Here is a 20,091-nt window from a genome sequence, read left to right as displayed (position 1 = left end):
GGCGGAGCTTGGCAGGGTAAAGACTTCAGGCTTTCCAAAGAGAGCTAGCTGCCGAGGATGAGCAGTACGGCCATAATGATGATAATCGCTGCAAAGATGGAGCTGATCCAAATGATCAGCTTTTTGTTTGGCTGCTCCTTCGATTTGCGCTGCAAATAGGTGGAGCTTCTCTTCTTCGGCATGGTGATCCGCCCTTTCGCAAATGTGAGTTTAAACATATATTAACATAATGCAGCCGCAGAGACAGGGAGATTTTATAGCCGCTTCCTCTTTATTTTTGTCCCGTAAAACGATACACTGTCAACAGAGAGTAAAAGACAAGAGATCGTGCGGGGAGAGAAAAGAAGCATGCTGTACAAAAAAATAGCAAAACCGGTGTTGTTCGGAATGGACCCGGAAAAAGCACATCATGTCATCATTGACGGAATGCATACGGTAGGTAAGCTGCCGGGAGGCCGCCTGCTGCTCCGTTCAGTATGGGGCGTTCGCCCGGTTCCGGAGCTTACGATGCAGCTGTGGGGGATCACCTTTGCCAATCCTGTCGGTTTAGCGGCAGGACTGGACAAGAACGCCAAGGCGGTCCCGGGGTTTTCAAACATCGGCTTCGGGTTTATGGAGGTTGGAACGGTAACGCCCAAGCCTCAGGCGGGCAATGAGCTGCCGCGCTTGTTCAGACTGCCGGAAGATACAGCCCTGATTAACCGTATGGGCTTTAATAATGTAGGCATTGAAGGAATGAAGCGAAATTTACGGGATCAAGGCAAACGAACGATTCCGCTGGCGATTAACATCGGCAAAAACAAAGCGACGCCGAACGAGCAGGCGGAGGAAGATTACCGCGCATGCATTCAGTCGCTGTATGGTTACGGAGATTTTTTCGTTGTGAATATCAGTTCTCCGAATACTCCGGATTTGCGCAATCTTCAGCATGGAGACGACTTGTCCAGGCTGCTTGCCGCCGTGAAGGACGAGGTTCGCAAGCAGCATGCGCGCTTTGGCGGAAGGGAGAAGCCCGTACTGGTCAAAATCGCGCCGGACCTGCAGCAGCAAGAAGTGGAATATATGGTGGAGACGATCATGCGGAGCAACGTTTCCGGCATTATCGTTTCGAATACGACCATCTCGCGTGACGGACTGCAAAGCGCATACCGGAACGAGACCGGGGGATTGAGCGGACGTCCGCTGACGAAACGTTCCACGGAGCTCATTTATTCCGTATATAAGGCAACGGGAGGACAGCTTCCGATTATCGGTTCAGGCGGGATTTTTTCCGCGGAAGACGCATATGAAAAAATACGGGCCGGGGCCAGCCTGGTTGAAGTTTATACGGGTCTAATCTATGAAGGTCCTGCTCTCATCGGCCGCATTAACGAGGGACTTCGAGCTTTGCTTCGAAAGGATGGTTTCAAGCATATTTCCGAAGCGATCGGTTCAGCGCATCGAGGCAAGTAGAATGGGGGATTACGGAATGGACGGACGCGACTGGAAAAAATTCCTTCTGCCTTACGAACAAACGGTTGAGGAATTGAAAGTAAAATTTAAAACCATGCGTGCAGAACTGAAAATCCGGGAAGAATATTCGCCTGTTGAATTCGTCACAGGACGCGTTAAACGAATTTCGAGTATTTTGGAGAAGTCCAAACGGCTCAATGTCCCTATGGATAAGCTGGAAACAGGAATTGAGGATATTGCCGGGATTCGGATCATGTGCCAATTCGTCGAGGACATCGAACGTTTAGCCGAGCTGATCCGCAAACGCGAGGATATGAAGCTGATCTATGAGAAGGATTATATTCTTAATAAGAAGCCAAGCGGCTACCGCAGCTATCATATGATCGTAGAGTATCCGGTTCAAACGGCGCTCGGCATGAAGCGGGTGTTGGCCGAAATTCAGCTTCGCACGCTGGCGATGAATTTCTGGGCGACGATCGAGCATTCGTTGAACTATAAATACCGGGAAAGCCTGCCGGAAAAGGTACTGACCCGTCTCAGCAGAGCGGCGGAAGCCGCGTTCCTGCTCGATCAGGAAATGAGCAACATCCGCGAGGAAATTATGGAAGCGCAAAAGCTGTTTGAGGATAAATCCAACATCGTCAACCGGGTGCTTAACGGCATTCAGGAGCTGTATTTTTACCACCGGGTACGCGAGGCGGCACAGTTTCAGCTGCGTTTCAACGAGCTTTGGGATACGGATGACGTTTGGCAGCTAAAGCGCCTATCCAATGAAATTGATGATGCCATCCAACGGGCCAAAAAAGGTACTACGACGTAAACCGGCACCAGGTGAAAATAGGAGGGACCATCCTTTGAATTTGTCCTACGATCCTTTGTATGTGCAGTTTGTATACTATTTCAATGATGCAAGGGATTACTTCGAATGTCACGAGGTAATGGAGGAATTGTGGCTTGAAGAAGGCCGCAATCCTCTTTATCAAGGCCTGCTGCAGGTAGCGGTAGGCCTTTATCATTATCGGAACGGCAATGTGAACGGGGCGGTCAAGCTGTTTACCGCAGCGATCGAGAAATTGGAAGGGTTTCCTGCGGATAGTTTGGGAATCGATCTGCAGCGGCTTCGGGAGGACAGCAGGACGTATTTGGCGAAGCTGCTTCGTCTGGAGGAGGAGCCGTTTGCTTTTTACGATTTGGATATCCTTATTATAGACCCCCAGCTGGAAGCACTGGTGGCGGAGGTTCGTCTGCATCCTCCGGCGGTTCATGACGAGGATTAGTGTCATAGACGGACCGGGATAACGATAAAAGCAGCGGAGCTGTTGTCCGCTGCTTTCATTGAATCATGCCTTTGGTTATTGTTTATGTTTAGCGATAAAGCCCCGGAACGCATCGGCGGTTTGCTCGCCTTCGAGACGCTCCACTTCTTTGCCGCCCTTATAGTAAATGAAAGTAGGCGTGTATTGAATATTATACCTCGACCATGCGTCCCGGTATTCCTCTAGGTTAAACTGCTTGACGTCCACGTTGAGTTCTTTGGCGACCGGCATCAGCACGGGAGTCGTCGCTTTGCAGTGGGAGCAGGTGGATGCAAAATAGTAGAGGAAAAAGTCTTCCTGATCGGCGATTTTCTTATCTAAGGCGTCGGGCAGAATAATGTTCTGGTAGTTCGGATCGTCAAGCAGCTTCAGCGTTTCGGGATGAAGCTTGCTTGGGTCTATACCGTATACATTGTCCGTATGCTTGCCATATTTGGCTTGATTGGATTGCTGGTTGACAAAATAAAGCGCGCCGAAGAGAACGACGATGATCGATAAATAAATGCCAAGCTTTTTCATTATGCCCCTCTTTTCCATATTAAAGATGTAACAATCTTTCAAAATATTCGTTACTTACTGTTTGGTTTCCTTCTATGATCATACACTAAAAATGAAGGAATTTCGAACTTGCCGATGAAATGGTCGGGTGAGATCCCTCCGGGAGCCGGTTCATTGCGGCGCGGGATGATAAAAAGTACAATGGGACTACATGTTTTAGAACAATTGAAGAGAGTTGAGAAGTGATGACGGTACCGATGCTGCCTGAAGCATTTTTGGATAAAATGGAACGATTGCTGGGAGCGGAGCTTCCGGATTTTCTGGCTTCATACGATAAGGAGCGGTTGTTCGGTTTGCGCGTCAATACGTTGAAGCTGAAGGCGGACCGGTTTCAGGAGCTGACGCCATTGGAGCTGGATCCTGTGTCTTGGGCACATACCGGATTCTATTATCGTGAAGGAGAGCGTCCCGGCAAGCATCCGCATTATCATGCGGGACTATACTACATACAAGAACCCAGCGCAATGGCGCCTGCGGAGCTGCTGGACGTACGTCCCGGAGACCGGGTGCTTGATTTGTGCGCGGCGCCGGGGGGCAAAACAACGCAGCTTGCCGGGAAGCTTCAGGGAACCGGTGTGCTTGTCGCCAATGATGTGCATCCGGAACGGGTCAAGGCCCTCGTGAAAAATATGGAGCTCAACGGAGTTCAAAATGCGGTCGTTCTCAACGATAATCCGGACAAGCTGGAAGGGCCTTTTGCCGGATATTTCGATAAAATTTTGATCGATGCCCCTTGCTCGGGCGAGGGCATGTTCCGCAAGGAAGAGGATATGGCGAAGGCCTGGCGGCCGGATTGGCCCGAGAAGTACGCTGCGATGCAGCGGATCCTGCTGAGGCAGGCCGCCCGGATGCTGCGCTCCGGCGGTCAAATGGTCTATTCGACCTGCACATTCTCCCCGGAGGAAAATGAAGCGGTGATTGCGGAGTTTCTCGAGGCGCATCCTATGTTCGAGGTAATGCCGATATCGGAGCGCAGCGGCTGGATGCCGGGCCGCCCGGATTGGCTGGGCGAAAGCGGCGGCCGCGCGGCCGAGGCTGCCGGTACGGCCAGGCTGTGGCCCCACCGCCTGGCGGGCGAAGGCCACTATGTGGCGGTGCTGCGCCATCACGGGCCGGCCGTGCCTGTGGAGGCGGACGCGAGGCCCGCAATGCGGCGGGCGGCAAAGCCGCCGCGCCGCGAAAGCAAGCGGCCCGCTAAGGCGGCGGCCGACCCGCGCGAGGCGCTTGCGCGCTTCGCGGCGGAGCAGCTGGCGGCGGTGCCGTACGCTGCCGCGGAGCTTGTGTTCCGCGGCGAGCACGCGTACGCCGCGCCTGCAGGGCTGCCGATCTTAGACGGAGTCCGGGTGATCCGGCCCGGCTGGTACCTCGGCAGCGCCGCAGGCCAGCGTTTCGTGCCGTCGCACGCGCTGGCGATGGGATTGCGCGCGGAGGATGCGCTGCGTACGGTAAGCTTTACGGCCGACGATCCGCAGGCCGTACGCTATTTGAAGGGCGAGACGCTGATGCTCGCCCAAGAGGATCTGCACACCGCAGGAGAAGGCGTGCCTGCCAAGGGCTACTGCCTCGTCTGCATCGACGGTTTTCCCGTCGGCTGGGCCAAATGGCAGGACGGCCTGCTGAAAAACGAATATCCTCCCGGCTGGAGGTGGACATAGAGATGAAAGCAACATTGCGTTTGGACAAGCTCCTCGCCCATACAGGCTTCGGTACGCGCAGCGAGATCAAGCAGCTGGTGAAACGCGGGGCCGTCAGCGTGAACGGCAGAACAATCAAAGACAGCGGACAGCAGGTGCATCCGGAGCGTGATGAAATTATTGTGGACGGAGAGCCGGTGTTATACCGGGAATTCGTTTACCTGATGCTGAACAAGCCGCAGGGTGTAGTTTCGGCTACGGAAGACACCCGGGACCGTACCGTTGTGGATCTGTTGGATCGCGGGTACGCCCATTTTGATTTGTTCCCCGTCGGACGGCTGGATAAAGATACGGAAGGGCTGCTGCTGCTCACCAATGACGGCAAGCTGGCTCATAATTTGCTGTCCCCCCGCAAGCATGTGCCTAAAACGTATTATGCCGATGTGGAGGGAGCCGTTGATGAAAGCGACAGGGCGGCGTTTGCCCGCGGCGTCACGCTGGATGACGGGTACGTCACGATGCCTGCGGAGCTTCACATTCTGCACAAGGGGGATCCGGCGCAGTCCGAGCTTTCCCGCATTGAGCTTACCATTATGGAGGGGAAGTTTCATCAGGTGAAACGCATGTTCCAATCCGTCGGCAAACGCGTCGTTTTTCTTAAACGAATTACGATGGGACCGCTCAAGCTTGATCCGACTCTTCCAGTAGGGAAGTACCGGGAGCTGACGGAAGATGAACTGCTGTCTTTAAAGGAGCATGACGAAACCCAATAGAGCAGGAGAAGGAAGTGGATACGAAATGCAGTATAAATTAATTGCGCTTGATGTGGACGGAACGCTGTTAAACGACAGCTATGAGCTGACGGAGAGAACGGTGTCCACCCTCCGCCGGGTTCATGAGGCGGGGAGCCGCATCGTGCTTTGTACGGGAAGAGCTCCGGAGAGCTCGGTTCCGCTCATGGAACAATTGGGATTCGAGGGGGTGCTGATCGCCCATAACGGTGCGGCTACGGTCGAGACTCCAGGCTCTCGCCTGCTGCATGAATTCTCTTATCCGATCCGGGATATTGCGGGGTTAATCGAATATTGCCGGGCGGAGCAAGTGCATTTTGATTTGAATACCTCATGGAAAATGTATATAGAACACGTTGGAGAGGTCGAAGCGGCGATGTACGAGAAATATATGGCCGCTCCGGAGCAGGTCGAAGATGTGCTGGCCTTATCGGTACCTATCGTGAAATTTACCATGTTCGGTTCGCAGGAAGCGATGGATCGGGTGGAACAGCAGCTGGATTCCCTTGGCCTGCCGCCTTCGCTGCATGCGATTCGCAGCGGAGTGCATTTTATCGACGTCATGCTCACCTCCGTATCCAAGGGGCGCGCGCTGAGCAAGCTTTCCGAGATGTGGGGGATTGAACGGTCCTCTATTCTGGCCATGGGCAACTATTACAACGATATCGACATGCTCCGCTTTGCCGGGCTTGGCATTGCCATGGGCAACTCCCCGGAAGAGGTTAAGCTAGCCGCGGATGAAATTACGCTTTCAAATAATGAAGATGGCGTGGCTGATGCGCTTTTGCGTCATATCTGTTCGGAATTAACGAGATAAGTCTGATTTAGTGTGCAGGCTGAAATAAAGGCGCAAAGAATTCCGGTTTTCTCTTTCCATAGCCAATGGGAAATCAATGTGTTTATGAATAGCCTCTACAAAAAAAGGACGGGAAACTCCCCGCCCTTTTTATTAATTCCATTTGAATGTCAAAATGAAATCTTCGAAAATAATATTCAAACCTTCTCCTACGATGATCTCCAATGTTACAAACAAAATAGTGTAGCTCATTAATGGTTACCAGAGTCGGCTGCTGCATAGCATCTATTCGGTCGAAGTTATGGACTTTTTCCATTAGTCTACATCATACTACAAATTAAGATATGATAATTTTTCTGAAAATGTTGCATATCATGATCGGAACGTAGAGGCTTAAATCCTGTGTACTTATCCAGGTTAGGGTCCAATCATTTGCAATCCTATTTTGATGAATTTTGCTTTCCGCTTCAATATGCCCTTTTAAACTTCGATGTGTTTTAGTTTTATCTTCTCGCCATCCGAGATATTAAGGCATATAATCGAAACATATGTTCCCTGACAACTTGTTGTCCATAAGATGATGTATTCTTATTTTAGCTAAGCAAAAGTACAGAACTGGGAGTGATAAAATGAACTACATCGCCCATATTCGAGAAACTGATAATCAAATTCAAAGTGTTTCAGAGCATTTGCTTGGAGTAAAAGATTTAGCGGAATCATACGGGGAGAAGATTGGCGTCAAGCATATAGCAGGTCTTGCGGGCATACTTCATGATATGGGCAAGTACTCCTATGAATTTAGAGATTACATAATAGAGGCAGTGAGAAATCCGGACTCTCCTCCGAAGAGAGGCAGTGTAGACCATTCGACGGCGGGCGCAAAGTTAATATACCAACTGTTTCATACAGGGAATCCATCCCGGTTTCATTGGATTTTGGCCGAAGTCGTAGGAAACGCGATCCTATCGCATCATTCCTATCTTCACGATTTTTTAAATCCAGATTTGGAGTCACCTTACTTGAAGCGCGTGCGTGAAAAACAATTAAATGAGTTTGACAGGTCTATGCAGTGCTTTTTTGACAATGTGATCAGCGAGGTGGAATTACAGCAATATGCGTCTAAAGCACTAGTAGAATTAGAAGCTTATCTGATGAAACCTTTTGTGGAAAATAGTGAAAGCAAGCTGATGTTCCTGACCAAATTTATTTTTAGCGCTTTAATCGATGCCGATCGAACGAACACCAGGTTATTTGAAGAAAATACGACCGGCGAAGCAGAACAGAGCCACAAGAATTTGTTCGATGCTTATTATGAGAGGCTTATGACAAGGATTCACTCCTACCAAGCACTAGACGCCGCAACAACGCCAATTAATGTGCTTAGGAAAGAAATGTCCGATCAATGCGATCACTTTGCCGAAAAGCCGTCGGGGATCTATACGTTATCGATTCCAACCGGAGGCGGAAAAACTTTGGCCAGTTTAAGATATGCGCTCAGGCATGCCAGTCTGCACGACAAGAAGCGCATCATATATGTAGTTCCGTATACAACGATTATTGAGCAGAACGCCGAAGAAGTTCGCAAAATCCTCATGGATATTGGACATATTTTGGAACATCATTCGAACGTCATTGAGGATGGGGATGATGACGACGAGAACGAGGATGGCCTGATCAATGTACGTCAAAAGCTGAAACTGGCCAAGGATAACTGGAATTCGCCGATTATTTTTACAACAATGGTGCAGTTTTTGAATGTGTTCTATGCCAAAGGGAGTAGAAATATTCGGAGGCTGCATAATTTAAGCGAGTCGGTGATAATTTTTGACGAGGTGCAGAAGGTTCCCGTTTCTTGTGTATCGTTATTTAATCAAGCAATGAATTTTTTGAAAACCTATGGCCATTCCAGTATTATTCTTTGCACTGCAACCCAGCCTGCCTTGGATTTTGTCGAGCATAAGCTGGTGCTGGATGCAGATGCTGAAATGGTTAAAAACCTGGATCGAGTGATTGAGGCTTTTAAACGAGTGGAAATTATTGATAAAGCAACGGATGAAACGTTCAACAATGACAAGCTTGCCGATTTTATTGCAGAGAAAATGGTTGAGGTTCAGAATGTGCTTGTTATTTTGAATACGAAAACAGTTGTGAAAAGATTATATCGTCAAATGGAGGGGAGTGATATCCCCATATATCACTTAAGCACATCAATGTGCGCCGTACATCGGTATCACATATTGGGTCAAGTGCGGGAACATCTTGAGAAGAACGAGAAAGTCATATGCATCAGCACACAACTGATTGAAGCCGGGGTAGATGTAAGCTTCGATTGTGTGATTCGCTCTTTGGCGGGGTTGGATTCCATCGCGCAAGCTGCAGGCAGATGCAACCGTCATGGGGAGCGGGAACTACAGCAAGTTTATGTCATTGATCATGTGGAGGAGAAACTGGATCATTTACTGGAAATAAAGGTTGGGAAGAAATTATCCAGACGGATCCTTGTTGATCTCAGGCGTAACCGGAACCACCATGGTGGCCATGTTTTATCTGTTCAGGCTATGAATAGGTATTTTAAAGAGTTTTATACGGAATTCGAATCCAGTTTGAACTATTTTATCCCCAAATTAGAGAAAGATATGACAGAGTTGTTGGCATCTGATAGGAAACACAACTCGTATAACCAAGCCTACACGCATCATAGGAAGGAAAGCTTGCCATTATTTATTGTCAATAGTTATCGAACGGCGGCAGAATATTTTCATGTTATCGACGATCGGACCACTTCTGTTATTGTCCCTTATGACCATGAAGGCAAAGACATTATTGCAAAGCTGAATGGCAAAGAGTCGATTGAGGAGCTATCACGTTTATTGCAAAAAGCCCAGCAGTATACGATTAATCTGTTTCATTACGAAAGGGATCAATTGGCTCAGAATGGGGGACTGGTAAGGCTGCTCGACGGGAAAGTATTCGCATTGAAAGAAAGCGCCTATAATAAGGAATTTGGCTTTGATCTCGACAATGACTGCCAATTTGAATTGGGGATGTTTTGAAAATGAACAAGAATCGTATCTAATCGTTCGGATAGGCTTCCACATTCCGCACTATATTTTTCAATCCACGCTTTATTTAAATATTGAGGATTATAGTATTACCTAAGTTTTATTGAAAAATTCTTATAATGTGTTATGGAAATTGCGTTTACTAGGGTGCATGAATGGAATATTATTTAATTATATCAAATTATATCCATATTAAATTATAGGAGGTGAAATGATGAGGAACTCGATCGAGTTTGTCATACATGGTGCTTACGCGTTGTTCACGGATCCCTTAACTAAACTTGGTGGGGAAAAACTTTCCTATCAAGTGCCTACGTACCAAGCTCTAAAGGGGATTGTTGAAAGCGTTTATTGGAAACCCACGATCATAATGATCGTCGATGCAGTACGGATCATGAAATCAATACGTATGGAATCCAAAGGCATTCGCCCGATTGATTATGGCGGAGGGAATACACTTGCCAACTATACGTATCTGAGAGATGTACGTTATCAAGTAATTGCACATTTCGAGTTCAACATGAACCGGCCCGATATGGCTTTTGACCGTAACGAACACAAACATCACATTATTATGAAGCGCTCTCTCCAGGCTGGCGGTAGAAGAGATATTTTCCTCGGCGCCAGAGAATGCCAGGCTTATGTTGAACCTTGCGTATTTGGTGAAGGAGACGGATTTTACGACGGTTATGGCGATATTCATCTGGGAAGCATGGTACATGGCATCAATTATCCGGATGAAACAGGTCGTAACCACTTGGAAGTGCGTCTATGGAATCCGGTTATGAAGGACGGCATTATCCAATTTATAAGACCTGAACAGTGTGCTCAGGTTCGTAAGATTACGGATATGGAGCCGAAGCATTTCAACGGTTCAAATGTTGAATCGGCAGATGATCTGTTCGAAAGACTTGAAGAGGGGGGGAATCCATGAGCTGGTTACTAAATCTGTATGAGACCTATGAAGCTAATGTTGATCTCGTCGGTAAAATTGAAAAAAAACATAACGAACAAGAGTACACGCTGCTTCCTGTCTCTCATACTACGCAAAACGCGCATATCGAAGTGGAAATAACGGAAGATGGCGAGTTTCATACGGCGACTGTCATTGACAAGAGCAATGCAAATACATTAATTCCATGCACCGAAGATGCCGCAAACCGCGCAGGTTCAAAGATTGCGCCATACCCGCTTCATGATAAATTGAATTATGTTGCGGGAGATTATGCAGCCTATGGTGGTGAAATCAAAAAAGAAGAGCCTTTTACATACTATATTAAACAGCTTGAAGACTGGACTAATTCTCCATATGCTGCCGCTAAGGTAAAGAGCATCTATTATTATTTGCGCAAGGGCCGACTCATTCAGGACTTAGTAGAGCATAAGATTTTATATGTAGATGCCGAAAATCGCCTAATTGATAAGTGGGATAAGAAATATGAGGCGTTATATGGCTCAAGACCTGAAATATTCTCAGTTATTAGCGGCGAGCAAGGGAGTGCATTCATTCGGTTCAACGTCTATTCCCCTAATAGAATTTTAACAAAGGTATGGAAGGATAAGGAAGTATATGACTCCTTCATCCAGTTTTACAGTAGTCGGTTGGGCGAAAAGGATCTTTGCTATGTCTCGGGGAGAGTACTCCCTGCCACGGACAAGCATGCCAACAAAATAAGACATGCGGCAGACAAGGCAAAGTTAATTTCGGCCAATGACACCAGCGGCTTTACGTTTCGAGGGCGGTTTAATCAAAGCAATGAAGCGGCTAGCATTAGTTATGATGTATCTCAAAAAGCGCATAATGCATTGAAGTGGCTCATTAATCGTCAGGGAAAAATCATTGATCAGCGTGTGTTTCTTGTGTGGGGTAATGATGATCTTGATATTCCGGGACCTACAGAGGATCTTTTTTCGATCGCTCCTGAACCAATTGCCGTCAAAGAGAGAATATCATTTACTCATAAGGAGTTCGCCGGAGAAGTTTCCAAGGCGTTGGACGGGTATCGCAATCGGTTGTCGGTTTCGTCCGATGCAAAGGTGAATATTTTGATTCTGGATTCGGCAACAACAGGGCGTATGGCAGTGCTGTATTATCGGAATATGAACAAGGAGCTCTATTTGGACAGACTTGTGAAATGGCATTCCACCTGTGTATGGCTGCATCGGTATCATAAGGTTGATAATGGTGATTATGTGCAATTTTATGGGGCCCCCGCCACGAAGGATATCGCTTTTGCCGCATACGGGCCAAGAGCAAGTGACAAGATGGTCAAAGGGTTGATGGAGCGGATGCTGCCATGCATTGTCGACGAGCGAAATATTCCTTTGGATATTGTAAACAGCGCATGCAACCGAGCGTCAAACCCCATGTCGATGGAAAAATGGGAATGGGAGAAGACGTTGAGTATTACGTGCGCCCTGATCAAAAATAGACAGGAGGGATTCGATGTGGCATTAGATAAAGAAAATAATGATCGGAACTATTTATTCGGCCGCTTGTTAGCCGTCGCTGATGTTTTGGAAAGACGCGCACTGGGTGCTGAAGAAACTCGCGCCACCAACGCCATTCGTTATATGAATTCCTTCTCCAGACATCCGGCAAGAACCTGGAAGACCATTCAGAATTGCTTGCAGCCGTATCAGGCCAGGCTTGGAACAAAGGGGATCTATTTATCCAAGATTATTGATGAAGTAGCTTCACGAATTCCGGTCGCCGAATTTAATAATAAGCCATTATCCGAAGTGTTTTTATTGGGCTTCTATAGTCAACGGGATGAACTTTTTCAGAAGAAAGAAAATAATGACGATGCAGCGGCTGCATCTGATTAAAAGGGAGAGATAGCATGACTATATTAGATCATAAAATTGATTTTGCAGTTGTATTGTCCGTATCCAAAGCTAATCCTAACGGTGATCCCCTCAATGGTAATCGGCCGCGGCAAAACTACGACGGCTATGGCGAGATTTCGGATGTTGCACTCAAACGGAAGATTAGGAATCGTCTTCAGGATATGGGCGAATCTATCTTTGTTCAATCCAATGATCGCAAATCAGATTCGTATAACAGTTTAAGAGAGCGCGCGGATGCAAATGCCGAGCTGGAGAAAATTCTGAAGTCTAAGACAAGCTCCAGTGATGACTTTGCCAGAGTCGCTTGCCAAGAATGGCTGGACGTCCGAAGCTTTGGCCAAGTATTTGCGTTCAAAGCGGATAAGGGGGCCGGTGTTTCTGTCGGCGTAAGAGGTCCAGTGTCTATCCATACGGCAACAAGTATTGATCCTATTGATATTACTAGTATGCAAATTACAAAAAGCGTCAATTCCGAGCCTGGTGCTGCAAGAGGTTCGGATACGATGGGAATGAAGCATCGCGTAGATTCGGGTGTTTACATTTTTTATGGTAGCATTAATCCGCAGCTGGCCAAGAAAACCGGATTTACGAATAGGGACGCCGAGAAGATTAAGCAAGCGCTCATAACTTTGCTTGAGAACGACGCGTCATCCGCCAGACCGGAAGGAAGCATGGAAGTCCACACGGTATATTGGTGGGAGCATAATTCCAAACTGGGCCAATATTCTTCCGCTAAGGTACACCGGTCTCTACTGTTTGAAAAACTTGGCGAGGAACCCAAGACGTTCGAAGATTACAAGTTTACGGTTCAGCCTTTAGAAGGATTAAAAGTCGAGAGCATCAATGGGCAGTAATGGTGACGATAATTATTTAATGTTGTCTGGCATACAGCATTTTCGATTTTGCAAACGTCAATGGGCGTTAATTCATATTGAGCAACAATGGGAAGAGAACGTCAGAACCGTTGAAGGGAAGCATCTTCACCGGAATGCCGATCAGCCGTTTGTAAGAGAGAAGCGAGGAAATAAGCTTGTCGTTCGCGCAATGCCTGTAAAGTCGGAGAACCTTAAGATATCAGGTATTTGTGATGTGGTAGAATTTATAAGAAACGATAGCGGTGTTGAAATTAATAGTGCTGAAGGCAAATACATTCCCTATCCAGTCGAATATAAACACGGAAAGCCAAAACAAAACGATGAGGATATTTTACAGTTGGCTGCACAAGCCATCTGTCTGGAGGAAATGCTGCTGTGCGACATAAATACAGGCTATTTATTTTATAATGAAATCAAACATCGGGTTGAAGTGCCGCTATCCACAGCTATTAAAAATAAAGTAAAGCTAGTTGTTGCCGAAATGCAAGACTACTATAAGCGCAAGCATTCGCCCAAAGTAAAAACGGGGTCTTTTTGCCGAAGCTGTTCCCTTCAACATGTTTGCTTGCCGGAGCTCATGAATAAACGGACCGTTAAGAGTTATGTTGAAGGGAGAATTAAAGAATGAAGAAGCTGCTGAATACGCTATTTATTACGACATCCGATGTTTATTTATCTCTAGATGGAGATAACATTGTTCTGCTTAAGGAACAGGAGAAGCTTGGCAGGCTGCCGTTGCATAATCTGGAATCAATTATCGCATTTGGTTATACAGGTGCAAGTCCGGCGCTCATGGGATATTGTGCGGAGCGCAATATCTCATTAGTGTTTTACACGATGAACGGCAGGTTCCTTGCTAGAGTGATCGGGGAAAGCAAGGGCAATGTCGTCCTAAGGAAGAAACAATATGCTATATCGGAAGATGAGGCTCTTTCGGCGAAGATTGCGAGGAATTTTATTATCGGCAAGGTTTATAATCATAAATGGATTATTGAGAGAATGACCAGAGATTACCCTTTACGCATTGATGTTGACCAGTTCAAAGCCATTTCGCAGCAGCTAACCGCTGTAATGTTGGAAGTAAGGACATGTGAGAATTTAGAACGTTTAAGAGGGCTGGAAGGTCAAGCGGCTATTAGCTACAATAAGCTGTTTGACCACATGATTTTGCAGCAAAAAGACGATTTTTACTTTCACTCGCGTTCCCGAAGGCCACCTTTGGATAACGTAAATGCGATGTTGTCGTTCGCTTATTCGCTATTAGCGAATGATTTGGCATCTGCGCTGGAAGGTGTCGGATTGGATGCATATGTCGGATTTTTGCATCGTGACCGGCCGGGGCGCGCATCTCTGGCTCTGGATGTGATGGAAGAATTGCGAGGTGTTTTTGCAGATAAATTTGTGTTGTCATTAATTAACAAGAGGATTGTGAGCAAAGAGGACTTTTTGAAAAAAGAGAATGGCGCCGTCATGATGAAGGATGAGGCGAGAAAAAAGTTTCTAACCGCATGGCAAAATAAGAAGCAAGAGAAGATCACACATCCCTATCTTGGTGAGAAGATCTCGTGGGGGTTAGTCCCGCATGCACAATCCTTACTATTAGCCCGTTATTTGCGTAATGATTTAGATGAGTATCCGCCTTTCTTATGGAAGTAGGTGAATTATTTGTTGGTACTGGTAACGTATGATGTAAGTACAGTCAGTAGTGAAGGGCAAAGAAGACTGCGACAGTTTTCGAAAATATGCCAAAATTATGGCCAGCGAGTTCAAAATTCAGTGTTTGAGTGCGTTGTTGATGCTGCTCAATATACTGTTTTAAAATTACAGCTTCTTGCTATTATTAACCAAGAACAAGACAGCCTCAGATTCTATCAGTTGGGTAATAATTACAAGAATAAGGTGGAGCATATCGGTGTGAAAGAGTCAATTGATTTAGAAGGTCCTTTGATTTTGTAGTGCGAATGTGAAGCGAACATGGATGGCTGGGGACATTCGCACTGATAATATGGTTAAAAATGTAAAATTATTCTCTTTTTTATCCATTTTATTCATAATACTTATTCATTTTCGCGCATTTTTGATCACAAATATGAAGTTTCGGACATATTTGGATCAAAAATCGCAGTCGCATCCTACGCGGATGCGTGGATTGAAATTTCCTCGCTTATGATCGGTTCATGATCTGCGTCAAGTCGCATCCTACGCGGATGCGTGGATTGAAATATGAAGACGATTTATAAGATATTCCCATTGGCAGTCGCATCCTACGCGGATGCGTGGATTGAAATACCACCTGTATAGATAATTGAATGCGATCCGGCGCGTCGCATCCTACGCGGATGCGTGGATTGAAATCATCCTAGGCCGGAGGCCATCGTATCGACCGAATGTCGCATCCTACGCGGATGCGTGGATTGAAATATCTATGCTAGGTCCTTGCATAACTGACAAACCGTCGCATCCTACGCGGATGCGTGGATTGAAATGTACTGATCACCTATATTTAGGTCTTTTGATTTCGTCGCATCCTACGCGGATGCGTGGATTGAAATGCTGATGAACTGGATAAGCTGGGCACATGGTATGGTCGCATCCTACGCGGATGCGTGGATTGAAATATCATTATCACGTATTTTGCATGTAAGTGGGCTTGTCGCATCCTACGCGGATGCGTGGATTGAAATGGGGCTTGACCGGGATGCTTGGCGCGCTTGACCGTCGCATCCTACGCGGATGCGTGGATTGAAATTCATGGAGAACAACGCATTGTCAAAAATGGTGTGTCGCATCCTACGCGGATGCGTGGATTGAAATGCACTTCGGACAGAACGGAAGCATTTCACCGCGCCGTCGCATCCTACGCGGATGCGTGGATTGAAATACAACGAACCAGTATGACGGCGTACCGATGTGCGGTCGCATCCTACGCGGATGCGTGGATTGAAATGTCACAGTGATATGATTAACAGCCGTATTACAAGTCGCATCCTACGCGGATGCGTGGATTGAAATACATTGGCATCACCTAGCTTCTTTATTCGGAGTGGTCGCATCCTACGCGGATGCGTGGATTGAAATGACGAGGCCCGCCGACATGCGGAAGCGGCCGAAGTCACATCCTACGCGGATGCGTGGATTGAAATCAAATGAATATTATCCACCTGAGTTCGATACGGACGTCGCATCCTACGCGGATGCGTGGATTGAAATTCTTTTAGAGAAACATAATATTCATTTTGTTACGGTCGCATCCTACGCGGATGCGTGGATTGAAATATCGCCGAAGCCCGCAACGGATGGCCTCACGCTAGTCGCATCCTACGCGGATGCGTGGATTGAAATATCGCCAGTATGCGTTCCCACGCTTCCTCCACCGTCGCATCCTACGCGGATGCGGTGGATTGAAATGTTAAGAACCACAGGCTTAAAAGCGGCATCGACATGTAACATCTTAGAAATTTAACATTCATCATTAGAAGAAATTGTCATCTTAAGGAAAAAATATTATTGCTAGATAATTTGATTATATCAATGAGCTTCAGAAGGATTACGGTAATGTTGCTATGATAGGTGATGAGTTAATGATGCCTCGGCACTCGCGGATTCAACCCTTGGGATAAATATTGGTGTTGCCGGTACGGATACAACCTAGATCAGCATTGTGCTGAGGGCCGATAATTTAAGCAAATTACCTTACACGGTTCGATTAAGCAGAAAGACATTCGACTATGAAGCAAAGCATTGTCTTCTCGCTCGGATTAAAACTTCTCGCTTGGCTTCGATCCGGGTTGGTTAACGTTATGACAAGGGGTTTTTGTAGATTTGGGAGCAACATTAATCGTATCCTTTAACGGACTTCGATTATTATAAGCGGTTAATTAACCGGTTAACAGTCGATTTAAGAGAATAGATAAAGTATGTACTCCATATGATTGGGTCAAAATCAAATCTCTGAGGGACTTTAAATGCTAAGGAAGCGACAGCCTTATGCAGTTGAAAAGCATAAACTATGGGCAGGTGTTAATTGCAGGATAGGCGGAGTTGATTTGGACGGATCACCCAAAGCGTATACTTTTTGGGCAGGATTGGACATGCTAATGAGGAAATTACTGTGCCAGTCTGGAGGGGACCGGAATGAACCATGTCATGCTTAGACCGGATTTGAAAACGGCCGGCGGCGAGGTTTGCGACATTTTGTACAAAAATCGTTTTGTTGGAACGTTGTCTTTAGTCTATCGGGAATCCGACCGAATTGCGGGCGCGCTCCAGTTGGAGAAAGATGTACTGTCCGACACCGAAAAAGAAGAAGTATCCGATCAGGTGCACACTTATGTCCGGGCGCTAGTGGACGCTCTGCGGGCCCGGGAATGCGAGGTGATGGTTACTTACAGCAGTTATGATCATGTCATAGCGGCAGAAACTGCGGGGGCGGTCCATCCCCTTCATTCCACTGCCGAAGAAGAACGGGACCATGATACCGATTGGGTGGACTATGGCACACGTCTGGAGGATGAGCAACCGAACGAACGGGAAGAGGTTACGATGGCCGATTATGAATTGGTCGTTGTAAGCGAAGACGAAGATGCGATGGAGTACCATATTTATGACAAAGAGGACGATTTGGTCGCCGAAGCATTCCTCGATATCGAAGACCGGATCGTCACGGGAACCGTCCATTGGCTGATCAGGCCGTTGGACCATGAGCTGGACATCATCGCCGATTTAATCATTCTTGATTTTAACGATGATGAAGTGGACGGATTTGTCATTCATATGCAGTACCTTGACGAAATCATTGAAACCATAGAGCTGACGCATGAGGACTTTCTGTCGGCAGATGACGAAATCGATGATCCCGATATCTATTCAAGCTCGCTGCAGGGGGAGTATTCGATCGTATTGGCGCGTGATGACGGGGATGTGCTCACTTATGAGATCTATCAGCAGTCGCGCGGCGGATTGCCGATCGGAACGGCTACGATTGATATCAGTGAACGGCAGCTTACGGGCTTCATTGATTTCCGGGAGCCGGGGAGCTCGGACGATCGTGAACTGATCGCAACCTTGCTGATGGAAGAGCTGGATAAAGAGAAGGATTATGAAACGATCAATCTGACGATGATGCATAGAAACCGGTTGATCGAAGAAGTGCTGTTCGAGACGGAGCAAGTGCACTAAGCAAACAGGCTGAACCGCAAGCAGATATCCTGCAGCGGGACAGCCTGTTTCTGTGAAGGAAGCGTGCTGTAAGTCTGAAAAACGGTGTCACGGCATAACCTTCAGGGTAGCGGTCGCTTTCAGTTAGCGCCTTAGTCCTTTGGGGTAGTGGTTCTTCAGCTGCCGACCGGTTTGCTTGCCCCAGCCGAGGGGGTGACCGTCTACGGTAACCAGGATCCAGCCGCTGCCCGAAGCACTGCGTTCGATCACTTCACCTTTAAGATAGCGCTGCACTTCCGAACTCTCTGCCGCGAAGTCTGCCGTCTGGGCAACAGCCGAGGCGGAGGGGAGGGCAAGAGCAAGGGCATGGGCAGGCTCAAGCCGTCCCTTCTTTACCTCTCCCAGATGAAGACCCGGACGGAGCACCTTCATGCCTTGAAGCCAGGCGCTGTGAAACGGACAGCCCATCACCGCCGGTAACCAGTACAGCTGCTCGCCGAACAGCAGCGGCTCCCCCGGCGGCAGCTCGAACCTGTCGGAATGAAGCATCTCCGCGGCGAAGCCGTCAAACAGGCGCATGGCTTCCTCTTCCGGGCGCTGTCTTCGTCCGCCTCGTGATCCGTTTTTGCGAGGTACGGACGCTTCCGCCGTAAGGCTTCCCGGCTCTTCCGCAAGACGCAGGGTGGCGACAAAGTGACCTTCCCCGGCGTGCAGATGCGGCCAAATGCGCTCCATACGCTCAAGTTGAAGCTGCGGATACCGCTGAAGAAGCGCTTCGATCGTCCGTTCATTCTCAAGCTCATTGAACGTGCAGGTGGAATAGGCCAGCCGTCCGCCGGGCTTCAGCATCGTGACGGCAGCGTGCAAAATGTCCTCCTGCCTTGCTGCACACATCTGTACGTGTGCAGGCGACCATTCATTTATCGCATCCGGATCCTTCCGGAACATGCCTTCGCCGGAGCAGGGGGCGTCCACCATGATTTTGTCAAAAAAAACCGGAAAGCGTTCAGCCAGCTGTTGTGGTGCCGCGCTGACCACAACGGCATTGCGGACGCCCATGCGCTCGTTGTTTTCGGACAGGATTTTGGCGCGTGCAGGATGGATTTCATTTGAAATCAGGAGGCCCCGTCCCGCAAGCTTGCCGGCAATCTGTGTTGACTTGCCTCCCGGAGCGGCGGCAAGATCCAATACAATCTCACCCGGCTTGGGATCCAGCAGCTCGACGGCCGACATGGCCGAAGGCTCTTGAATATAATACACGCCGGCAGCATGATAAGGATGCTTTCCCGGTTTGGTTTCCTCACGGTAATAAAATCCGGTATCGCACCAGGGCACCGGTTGTAGGCCGAACAGCTCCGCCAGCGTTTCAAAGGCGAAGCCGCCCATTTTGTCAGGGTTCAAACGAAGTCCCTGGACCCGGGGAAGCGAATAGCTCTCAAGGAACGCTTCCGCTCCTTCGCCGAGCTGTAATTTCATTTGTTCGATAAATGCTGCAGGTAATTGGATCATAGGATGCGGTTTACTCCTTTTTGCGCAAACTATTCTTCATTATACAAGTTTCGCCATATTGTGAGAAGTCTACCCGGCATGATATAATAAT

General features: G+C 47.8%; 17 protein-coding genes and 1 CRISPR repeat array. Of the genes, 14 read left to right on the top strand and 3 right to left on the bottom strand.

Annotated features, from left to right (window positions below; translation table 11 throughout):
* Positions 1-44: 44 nt before the first annotated feature.
* On the bottom strand, positions 45-182 hold the full coding sequence (locus ACZYR9_RS16740; RefSeq protein ID WP_488979629.1) for a hypothetical protein: 138 nt from the start codon (positions 180-182) through the stop codon (positions 45-47).
* A 166-nt stretch (positions 183-348) separates the two neighbouring features.
* Here ACZYR9_RS16740 and ACZYR9_RS16735 point away from each other — a divergent pair, with 166 nt between their 5' ends.
* The 3 genes from ACZYR9_RS16735 to ACZYR9_RS16725 are packed head-to-tail and all read left to right on the top strand — an operon-like array spanning position 349 to position 2,729.
* Entirely contained in the window at positions 349-1,452 is a 1,104-nt protein-coding gene (locus tag ACZYR9_RS16735) for a quinone-dependent dihydroorotate dehydrogenase (protein WP_488979628.1), read from the top strand.
* A gap of 16 nt (positions 1,453-1,468) precedes the next feature.
* Positions 1,469-2,272 (top strand): GTP diphosphokinase, encoded by an 804-nt coding sequence (gene yjbM / locus ACZYR9_RS16730; RefSeq protein WP_488979627.1) that lies wholly within the window; start codon positions 1,469-1,471, stop codon positions 2,270-2,272.
* A gap of 40 nt (positions 2,273-2,312) precedes the next feature.
* Positions 2,313-2,729, top strand: a complete 417-nt coding sequence (locus ACZYR9_RS16725; protein WP_488979639.1) for a DUF309 domain-containing protein — start codon at positions 2,313-2,315, stop codon at positions 2,727-2,729.
* A 75-nt stretch (positions 2,730-2,804) separates the two neighbouring features.
* On the opposite strand, the gene ACZYR9_RS16720 is transcribed toward ACZYR9_RS16725, so the two are convergent.
* Positions 2,805-3,287 carry a thioredoxin family protein gene (locus tag ACZYR9_RS16720; protein WP_488979626.1) on the bottom strand — a complete coding sequence of 161 codons (483 nt, stop codon included), beginning with the start codon at positions 3,285-3,287 and terminating at the stop codon, positions 2,805-2,807.
* 224 nt (positions 3,288-3,511) lie between these two features.
* Between ACZYR9_RS16720 and ACZYR9_RS16715 the strand changes: the two genes are divergently transcribed.
* From ACZYR9_RS16715 to ACZYR9_RS16665, 11 genes are all read left to right on the top strand, one after another.
* On the top strand, positions 3,512-4,981 hold the full coding sequence (locus tag ACZYR9_RS16715; RefSeq protein ID WP_488979638.1) for an RsmF rRNA methyltransferase first C-terminal domain-containing protein: 1,470 nt from the start codon (positions 3,512-3,514) through the stop codon (positions 4,979-4,981).
* Positions 4,982-4,983: 2 nt separating this feature from the next.
* On the top strand, positions 4,984-5,733 hold the full coding sequence (locus tag ACZYR9_RS16710) for a pseudouridine synthase (RefSeq protein WP_488979625.1): 750 nt from the start codon (positions 4,984-4,986) through the stop codon (positions 5,731-5,733).
* A 25-nt stretch (positions 5,734-5,758) separates the two neighbouring features.
* Positions 5,759-6,568 (top strand): Cof-type HAD-IIB family hydrolase, encoded by an 810-nt coding sequence (locus ACZYR9_RS16705; protein WP_488979624.1) that lies wholly within the window; start codon positions 5,759-5,761, stop codon positions 6,566-6,568.
* A gap of 608 nt (positions 6,569-7,176) precedes the next feature.
* Positions 7,177-9,600, top strand: coding sequence for a CRISPR-associated helicase Cas3' (gene cas3, locus ACZYR9_RS16700; protein WP_488979623.1), 2,424 nt, complete (start codon positions 7,177-7,179; stop codon positions 9,598-9,600).
* Between the two features lie 223 nt (positions 9,601-9,823).
* On the top strand, positions 9,824-10,543 hold the full coding sequence (gene cas5c / locus ACZYR9_RS16695) for a type I-C CRISPR-associated protein Cas5c (RefSeq protein WP_488979622.1): 720 nt from the start codon (positions 9,824-9,826) through the stop codon (positions 10,541-10,543).
* Positions 10,540-12,438, top strand: coding sequence for a type I-C CRISPR-associated protein Cas8c/Csd1 (cas8c, locus tag ACZYR9_RS16690; RefSeq protein WP_488979621.1), 1,899 nt, complete (start codon positions 10,540-10,542; stop codon positions 12,436-12,438). Before cas5c ends, cas8c begins: the two co-directional genes overlap by 4 nt.
* A 14-nt stretch (positions 12,439-12,452) precedes the next feature.
* Positions 12,453-13,313: a type I-C CRISPR-associated protein Cas7/Csd2 gene (cas7c, locus tag ACZYR9_RS16685; protein WP_488979620.1), complete on the top strand. Its 861-nt coding sequence runs from the start codon at positions 12,453-12,455 to the stop codon at positions 13,311-13,313.
* Positions 13,303-13,962 (top strand): CRISPR-associated protein Cas4, encoded by a 660-nt coding sequence (cas4, locus tag ACZYR9_RS16680; protein WP_488979619.1) that lies wholly within the window; start codon positions 13,303-13,305, stop codon positions 13,960-13,962. Before cas7c ends, cas4 begins: the two co-directional genes overlap by 11 nt.
* Positions 13,959-14,990: a type I-C CRISPR-associated endonuclease Cas1c gene (cas1c, locus tag ACZYR9_RS16675; protein ID WP_488979618.1), complete on the top strand. Its 1,032-nt coding sequence runs from the start codon at positions 13,959-13,961 to the stop codon at positions 14,988-14,990. The genes cas4 and cas1c overlap by 4 nt, the downstream gene beginning before the upstream one ends.
* A 9-nt stretch (positions 14,991-14,999) precedes the next feature.
* Positions 15,000-15,290 carry a CRISPR-associated endonuclease Cas2 gene (gene cas2, locus ACZYR9_RS16670; protein WP_488979617.1) on the top strand — a complete coding sequence of 97 codons (291 nt, stop codon included), beginning with the start codon at positions 15,000-15,002 and terminating at the stop codon, positions 15,288-15,290.
* Positions 15,291-15,458: 168 nt separating this feature from the next.
* Positions 15,459-16,676: direct repeats of the CRISPR family, unit length 32 nt; unit sequence GTCGCATCCTACGCGGATGCGTGGATTGAAAT.
* Positions 16,677-17,468: 792 nt separating this feature from the next.
* On the top strand, positions 17,469-18,512 hold the full coding sequence (locus tag ACZYR9_RS16665) for a hypothetical protein (RefSeq protein WP_488979616.1): 1,044 nt from the start codon (positions 17,469-17,471) through the stop codon (positions 18,510-18,512).
* Positions 18,513-18,635: 123 nt separating this feature from the next.
* Here ACZYR9_RS16665 and ACZYR9_RS16660 read toward each other — a convergent pair whose 3' ends face one another.
* Entirely contained in the window at positions 18,636-20,000 is a 1,365-nt protein-coding gene (locus ACZYR9_RS16660; protein ID WP_488979615.1) for an RsmF rRNA methyltransferase first C-terminal domain-containing protein, read from the bottom strand.
* Between the last annotated feature and the right edge of the window lie 91 nt (positions 20,001-20,091).

It is taken from the genome of Paenibacillus sp. F024 (assembly GCF_057814255.1).
Note: the sequence above shows the minus strand (reverse complement) of the source record. Positions and strands in the feature narration are given on the sequence as shown.